At 71.4% G+C, this 7,154-nt stretch carries 8 protein-coding genes; all 8 read right to left on the reverse strand.

Annotation, left to right across the window (positions count from 1 at the left end; genetic code table 11):
- Positions 1–74: 74 nt before the first annotated feature.
- The 8 genes from QIT00_RS36860 to QIT00_RS36895 all read right to left on the reverse strand — a co-directional run bounded on the left by QIT00_RS36860 (position 75) and on the right by QIT00_RS36895 (position 6,982).
- Positions 75–443 (reverse strand): hypothetical protein, encoded by a 369-nt coding sequence (locus QIT00_RS36860; RefSeq protein WP_282539871.1) that lies wholly within the window; start codon positions 441–443, stop codon positions 75–77.
- Between the two features lie 126 nt (positions 444–569).
- Positions 570–764 carry a hypothetical protein gene (locus QIT00_RS36865; protein WP_282539872.1) on the reverse strand — a complete coding sequence of 65 codons (195 nt, stop codon included), beginning with the start codon at positions 762–764 and terminating at the stop codon, positions 570–572.
- A gap of 138 nt (positions 765–902) precedes the next feature.
- Complete coding sequence (locus QIT00_RS36870) at positions 903–1,757, reverse strand: phosphatidylinositol-specific phospholipase C/glycerophosphodiester phosphodiesterase family protein (protein ID WP_282539873.1); 855 nt, start codon at positions 1,755–1,757, stop codon at positions 903–905.
- A gap of 110 nt (positions 1,758–1,867) precedes the next feature.
- Positions 1,868–2,536, reverse strand: coding sequence for an ABC transporter ATP-binding protein (locus QIT00_RS36875; protein ID WP_282539874.1), 669 nt, complete (start codon positions 2,534–2,536; stop codon positions 1,868–1,870).
- Positions 2,529–3,428, reverse strand: a complete 900-nt coding sequence (locus tag QIT00_RS36880) for an ABC transporter ATP-binding protein (protein ID WP_282539879.1) — start codon at positions 3,426–3,428, stop codon at positions 2,529–2,531. The genes QIT00_RS36875 and QIT00_RS36880 overlap by 8 nt, the downstream gene beginning before the upstream one ends.
- Positions 3,429–3,490: 62 nt before the next feature.
- Complete coding sequence (locus QIT00_RS36885) at positions 3,491–4,393, reverse strand: ABC transporter permease (protein WP_282539875.1); 903 nt, start codon at positions 4,391–4,393, stop codon at positions 3,491–3,493.
- Positions 4,386–5,351, reverse strand: coding sequence for an ABC transporter permease (locus QIT00_RS36890; protein WP_282539876.1), 966 nt, complete (start codon positions 5,349–5,351; stop codon positions 4,386–4,388). The genes QIT00_RS36885 and QIT00_RS36890 overlap by 8 nt, the downstream gene beginning before the upstream one ends.
- A gap of 32 nt (positions 5,352–5,383) precedes the next feature.
- Positions 5,384–6,982 (reverse strand): ABC transporter substrate-binding protein, encoded by a 1,599-nt coding sequence (locus tag QIT00_RS36895; RefSeq protein ID WP_282539877.1) that lies wholly within the window; start codon positions 6,980–6,982, stop codon positions 5,384–5,386.
- Positions 6,983–7,154 lie beyond the last annotated feature (172 nt).

A 7,154-nucleotide genomic window follows, 5' to 3' on the forward strand; every position in this document is an offset into this window, starting at 1 on the left:
CCTGAAAGATCAGGGGGCGGCGACCACTCGGCGGGGTGGGTTGAATCGACTGCCGGGGTCGTCCTTCCGTGCGATCACTGTTCCTCCTCCATGCGGATGGCGTCTCGCAGTTCGTCAGCCGCTGTGTGCTCCGTGCCCTCCCTCTGTTCCAGCAGGGCCGCCGCGATGGCGTCCAATTTGCGCTGGACGGCGTGCGCGTCACGCCGTTCCGTGTTCTTGAGCAGGGTGAGCAACAGCAGGTTGGTGGCCGTCATGACATCACCGGCGAAGATCAGCCAGGGCAGTGGCACGTGCACGAAATGCACGACGACCATGCCGAGGACCATGAGTACGCACAGGACGTAGAACAGCGGCGAGCTGGTGACGTTTGATGCCCGTTCGGAGAAGGCGGCGAACCGGTCGCGCCCGGAACCGCCTCGCTCGACGGGATGCTCGGTAGTCATGCCGCCATCCTGCACACGCAGTGCCTGTTACAGCCCTCGCGCCATCACGCAACGATCGGCCGGGATCGTACGCCCCGGCCACGGCCCCGACCCTGCCCCCGCCCCGGCACCCCGCCCCGCGTCACGTCACGGCTTGAGGTCGCTGACGATCTGCGCCGTGGCCGACAGGCCGTTCTGGATGGTCGGCGCCATGCTCGTGCTCGCGAGATAGAAGCCGAGCAGCACGCAGACGATCGCGTGCGAGAGCTTCAGGGCGCCGTTCCGCAGGAACACCACCGTGAGGATGATCAGCAGCAGGACTACGGAAACCGAAATGGCCATCGGGGAAACCTCCTCCGCCACGTCAACTCCGTGGCTCACGGCGGCCAGTGTGGCGGAGGGGGGCGGCCGTCCAGGCGAGTGACATGTCCCCCGAACGTGTACTGACTGCGCGTGACGGTGCCCTGGAGGGCATCCGCCTCAGCGGTCGTACGCGTCCAAGTACGCCTCCAGAGCCGCCAGGTCGTCCGTGTTGAGGTGATCCACGTCGGCGGCGATCAGCTCGGACCAGACCGCGCCGCGCGCCTCACCCGGCTGGTCCGGAGTGGCCCAGAAGCGGACCCGCTGCCCGCGCGCATGGGCCGTGCCGACGATCCGGTGCAGCTCGGCCCGCTCCGGGGCAGGCATCGGACCGACGCCCTGCCAGCGGAAGTTGGCACCCCAGTTGTCGCTGACGAGCGGCATGAACGAGGCGTCTGCCGGGCCACCGAGATCGGACAGCCGCCCGTCGTAGAACGCGTACCGGACGCGCTGCTCGGCCATCGGCTCACGCGCCGCCCGGTCCCCCGAGATCACCACGGTCACCGCTCCGCGCCGGACCCGCCCGTGGTCGTACGTGGTGAGCATGCGGCGGTACGGGCGCAGCCTGCGGTGGAGTTCGAGGTATGTGGCCACGCCCTCGTTCTTGAGGTCGACGAGGAGTTGCACGGGGCGGCGGTGGCCCGGGTACACGGAGCCGTGGTGGGCGCGGACACGGTCGAGGAGCGGGTCCAGGTAGAGGGACTCCAGGGTGCGCGTCGGGTCGAGTTGGCTCGGTTCGTGGGCGACGAGCAGCCGGCCGTCGACGAGGAAGATGTCGGCCTCGACGCTGGTGAAGCGGTGGGCGAGCGCGTCATGCAGGGGCCGGGTGTGCAGGTACTCGTTGTGCGCGTGGGCGCGGCGCAGCGGGTGTTCGGTGTGGGCGGCCGCGCGCTGTGCGGGCAGGGCGACGGTGGCCGCCGTCGCGGCGAGAGCGGTGACGGCGGTGCGGCGCGTGAGGCGTATGCGGTGATTCATGGAGGTCTCCCTGACGGCGACGACAACGGCGGCCGTCAGGGAGTATGCGTCCCGCCCGGGCTCGAAGGGCAGCCCCTTGCAAGGGAGTTGGCGTGCTTGACGCCCACGGTTCACTTGGTGAGGGAGGCCCCCAGGCCGCCCCACTGCACGGTGCGGTCGCACCACCGCTCCAGGAGTACGCGGTCGTGGCCCACGGCTAGCAGGCCCGCGCCGCTCTCCGCGCGGTACTCCTCGACGACGGCCACCAGCGCGGCGGTCGTGGACGCGTCCAGCATCGCCGTCATCTCGTCGCACACCAGCCAGCGGGGGCCGAGCACCAACGCGCGGGCCAGGCAGGCGCGTTGCAGCTGGCCGTCGCTGACCTCGTGAGGGCGGCGGCCGAGCAGCTCGGCGCCGAGGCCGACGCGAGCCGTCAACTTCCTTACGGTTTCCGTGACTTCGGCGGAGCGTCCGTTGGCCCGCAGCGGTTCGGCGACCAGGTCGGCGAGGCGCAGGCGCGGGTCGGCGGAGAGCCGGGGCTGCTGGAAGACCACGCCGAACGCGGTGCGCTGGGCGCGCGGGGCGCGGTGCCGCCAGCCGCCGGCCGGGGTGCCGTCGATGATGACACGGCCGGAGTCGGGCCGGTGCAGGAGGGCGGCGACCCGGGCGAGCGTGGACTTGCCGCAGCCGCTGGGGCCGAGCAGCCCGACCGCCTCACCGGGGGCGACGGACAGGGAGACTGCGCGGAAGACGGGCGCGCGGCGCTCGTATCCGGCGGTGACGTCCTGGAGTTCAAGCACGCTGGGCCTCCAGGGCGTGGTGGCAGGCGACACCGGAGTCGAGCGGCGGCAGCACCTCGCAGGCGTCGGTGGCGGAGGTGCAGCGGGGAGCGAAGGCGCATCCGTCGGGCAGGTCGGCCAGCTCGGGCGGCAGGCCGGGGATGGGTGTGAACTCCCGCTCGGGCAGGGCGTTCAGCAGGCCGCGCGCGTACGGGTGGCGGGGGCCGGGCTCGCCGAAGAAGGCGCGGGCGTCGGCCTGTTCGACGATGCGGCCCGCGTACATGACGGCGATCCGGTCGGCGATGCGCTCGGCGGCCGCCAGGTCGTGGGTGATCATCAGCAGCGCCCGGGTGTCGCCCGTGTGGCGCTTCAGCTCGTCGACGGTGCGCTCCACCAGGTCCCGGTCGAGCCCGGTCGTCGGCTCGTCGGCGAGCAGCAGCGGGGCGTCGCCGATGAGGGCGAGTGCGGTGGCGGCGCGCTGGGCGAGACCGCCGGAGAGTTCGTGCGGGTACCGGTCGAGGTGGTCGGCGGGGAACGCGGCGCGCTCGGCGGCCGCCACCGCCGCCTTGCGGATGTCCGGCCTCGGGGTGACGGTCAACTCCCTTACGGTCTCCTCCAGTTGGGAGCGGACCGTACGTACGGGAGTGAGGTGCGCGGCGGGCGACTGCGGGACGAGACCGATGCGCCGTCCGCGCACCGTGCGGGCGAGGGTCTGCTCGTCGGCGCGCAGCAGGTCGATGCCGTCGAGCAGGGCGCTGCCCGCGGTCTCGGCGTTGCCGGGGAGCAGGCCGAGCAGCGCGGAGGCGAGCACGGACTTGCCGCAGCCGCTCTCCCCGACGAGGGCCAGGCACTCCCCCGGGGCGAGCTCGAAGTGCGCGTCGCTGACGGCCCGTACGAAGGTGTCGCCGCGCATCCGGAAGCGTACGGAGAGGCCCTGGACGGAGAGAACCGGTCCCGAGGTGGTCGTGGGGGTGCTCACAGCATCAGCTCCGATCGGCGGCGCGGGTTGAGCCGCTCCCGCCAGGCGCCCGCGAGCCCGGCGATGGCCAGGGTGGGGACGATGATGAAGAGGCCGGGGAACAGCGTCGGCCACCAGTCGCCGGCGAGCAGCGAGCCGCGGGCCGCCTGCACGAGGGTGCCGAGGCTGGCCTGGTGCGTGGGGAGGCCGAGGCCGAGGAAGGACAGCGCGGACTCGTGCCAGATGGCGTGCGGCACCATCAGGACCGCGGCGAGCCCGGCCTGCGGCAGGACGCCCGGCAGCAGATGGCGCACGGCGACCCGCCACCGGGACGCGCCGCCGGAGATCGCGGCGTCGACGTACGGCCGGGAGCGCAGCGAGAGCACCTCGGAGCGGACGATGCGGGCCGTGGACAGCCAGTGGGTGAGCGCCACGGAGATCACGACGGGCCAGACGCCGGGGCTGAACATGGCCACGATGAAGATGCCGAGCAGCAGGTGCGGCACGGACGAGAACAGGTCGACGAGGCGCATCACGACCCGGTCGAACCAGCCGCCCGAAGCCGCGGCCGCGGCGCCCACGGCCGTACCGATGACGGTCGCCACGACCGCCGCCACCACTCCGACGAGCAGGGAGACGCGCAGCCCGTACACACAGCGCAGGAGCAGGTCGCGGCCCACGTCGTCAGTGCCGAAGGGGTGTGCGAGGGACGGCGGTTGCAGCTTGGCGGCGAGGTCGACGGCCTGTTCGTCGAGCTGCACGAGCGGCGGCACGAGCAGGACGGCGAGGACGACGAGCGCGACGATCACGGCGGAGCCGCGCACCCGCCACGCGCGCGTGGAGCGGCGTTCGACGCCTGCGCGCCGCCAGGCGACCGGCGCGGTCTTGGCGGAGTCAGCCGTCTTGGTGGTCTCAGCCATCGAATCCCACCCTCGGGTCGGCGAGTCCGTACAGGAGGTCGGAGAGCAGGTTGCCGAGCAGCACCGCGATCGTGGCGAGCACGGTGAGCGCGGCGAGCAGCGGGAAGTCCACGGAGGTGGCGGCCTGCACGGTGGCGGCGGCGATGCCGGGCCAGCTGAACACGGTCTCCACGAGCAGCGCGCCCGTGATGAGTTCGGGTACGCGGGAGCCGATCAGGGTGAGCACGGGAAGCAGCCCGGAGCGCAGGGCGTGCCCGAGGAGCACGGTTCGCGCGGCGAGACCACGCGCGCGTGCGCCGCGCACCGGGTCCTCCTCCAGGGCGTCGGCCACGCCCTGGCGTACGTAGAGCACGAACCAGGGCAGCTGCGAGACCGCCAGGACGGCGGCGGGTAGCACGAGATGGCGGGCGACCTGGTCGAAGCTGACGACGCTCGACCCGGTGTCGGTGAGTCCGCCCGCGGGCAGGACGCCCAGCTTGAGCGCGAAGAGCCACATGGCGAGCAGCCCGAGCCAGAACGGCGGGGCCGCTTCCAGGGTGTACGCGAGGGAGGTGATCCCCCGGTCGAACCAGCCGCCCTGACGCCGTGCGGCGAGCACACCGAGTGCGGTGCCGAGCAGCACGGCCACGGCGAACGCCACCGAGGCGAGCAGCACGGACCAGCCGAGCCGCTCCCCGATGACTTGCGCGACGGGCTGGCGGAGCACCGCGGAGTCGCCGAGGTCCCCACTGACGGCGTGGGTCAGCCACTCCCACCAGCGGGTGACGAGGGGCTGGTCCACGCCGAGGTTGGCGCGCAGCTGGTCGAGGTTCTCCTGCGAGGCGGTGAGCCCGGCGGTGCCCGCGTACGCCTTGACGGGGTCGAAGGGCGAGGCCTCGGCGACGGCGAAGACGCCGAACGTCACGGCGAGCAGGACGGGCACGGCGAACAGGGCCCGCCGTGCCGTCATGCGCGCCATCGGCCCCCAAGGGAGCTTGGCCGTACGGGAGTTCACTTCTTCGGCTGCCAGTTCTCGACGTTCCACCAGGGGCCGGAGGCCAGGCCGTGGTCGTGCGGCTCGACCTGGGTGGTGAGGTCGCCGAAGCGCTTGTCCACGACGTACAGGTGGTCGATGTGCGTGAGGAAGGTGTAGCCCGGGTTCTTCACCAGCTCGCGCTGGATGGTGTCGTACGCGGCCTTGCGCTTGCCCTTGTCGTCGGTCTTGCGGCCGTCTTCGAGGGCCTTGTCCACGGCGGGGTTGTCGTACCAGGCCATGTTGTTGAAGCCGTCACCGGCGAGCTTCGACGCCAGGAGCGTGTACTGGTCGAAGTCGGGGTCGGCCGGGGAGCCGCCGCCCGCGAGGACCGCTTCGGTCTTCATCTTCGGCTCGATGACCTCCCAGGTACCGGCCTGCACCTTGACCTCGATGCCGGCCTTCTTGGCGTCGGAGGCGTAGGCGAGGGCGTGGTCCTGGCGGAGCTTGTCGCCGGAGAGGTACCAGAGCGGGAAGGAGGCGCGGACGCCGTCCTTCTCCCGGATCCCGTCCTTGCCCTTCTTCCAGCCGGCGTCGTCGAGGATCTGCTCGGCCTTCTTCAGGTCGTGGGTGCGCTCGGTGCCCTTGGTGAACCACTCGCTGTCGGTGGGCACGGGCCCGTAGGCCTCCTTGCCCTCGCCGTACAGGATGGAGTCGACCATCGCCTTGCGGTCCACTGCGACGTCGAGGGCGCGGCGGACGTCGGTGTCGCCGGTGACCTTGTTGTGGGTCGGCAGGGTCACGACGCGGTAGTCGAAGCTCTTGGCGGTGTACGTCTTCTTGTCGCTGTCCTCCTTGAAGCCCTTGGCCAGGTTGGGCGGCAGGATCGCGCCGTCGAGGTCGCCGGAGCGCAGCCGGGTGGCGCGGACGTCGTCGTCCTTGATGATCGCCATGGTGAAGTTCTTGACCTTCGGCTCGCCGCCCCAGTAGTCGGGGTTGGCCTTGAAGGTGAGCTTCTCGCCCTTGGACCACTTGACCAGCTCGTACGGTCCGGTGCCGATGGGCTTGGTGGTGAACGGGCCGCTGTTCACGTCCTGCTCGCCGGCCACGTGCTCGGGCGCGATCGGCAGCACGGTCCGCTCGCGGAACGGGGCGTAGGGGTACTTGAGGTGGAAGACCACCTGGTCCTCGCCCTTCGCCTCGACGGACTTCAGGGCGTCCAGCTCGGTCTTGGAGGCGTTGTTGGTCTTCTTGTCGAGGATGGTCTCGTACGTGAAGACGACGTCCTTCGCGGTGAACGGCTTGCCGTCGGAGAACTTCACGCCCTTGCGGAGCTGGTACGTGTAGGTCTTGCCGTCCTCGGAGACCTCGGGCAGCTCGGCGGCCAGGGCGGGCTTGAGGTCCATGTTCGCGTCGTGGGTGAGCAGCCCGTCGAAGATCTTGGAGTTGCCGTCCTTGCCGTAGCCGAGGAGCGGGCTGAGGCTGTCGGGCTCGTAGGCGATACCCACGACGGCGGAGTCCGCCGCGCCGCTCCCCTTCGTGCCGTCGCTCGGCGCGGAGCAGGCGGAGGCGGCCAGTGCCAGCGCGGTGACCGCCACCAGCGCGCCGCCCGCGGTGCGTATCGATCGGGCCGTCATGGCCACACTCCTGTTCAAGATCGGCTGTTGTTGCGAACGGCTCGCAATTATGCCGCATGTAAGTCATACGTAATGGGCAGGGGCAGCCTCGGCTCCGTACCGATGAGAGGCGGGCCCGCGGGGGGGCGCCCCCCCCCCCCCGGGGGGGGGGGTGTGGGGGGGCGGGGGGGGG

This window comes from Streptomyces luteolus (genome assembly GCF_029968015.1).
GTDB lineage: Bacteria > Actinomycetota > Actinomycetes > Streptomycetales > Streptomycetaceae > Streptomyces > Streptomyces luteolus.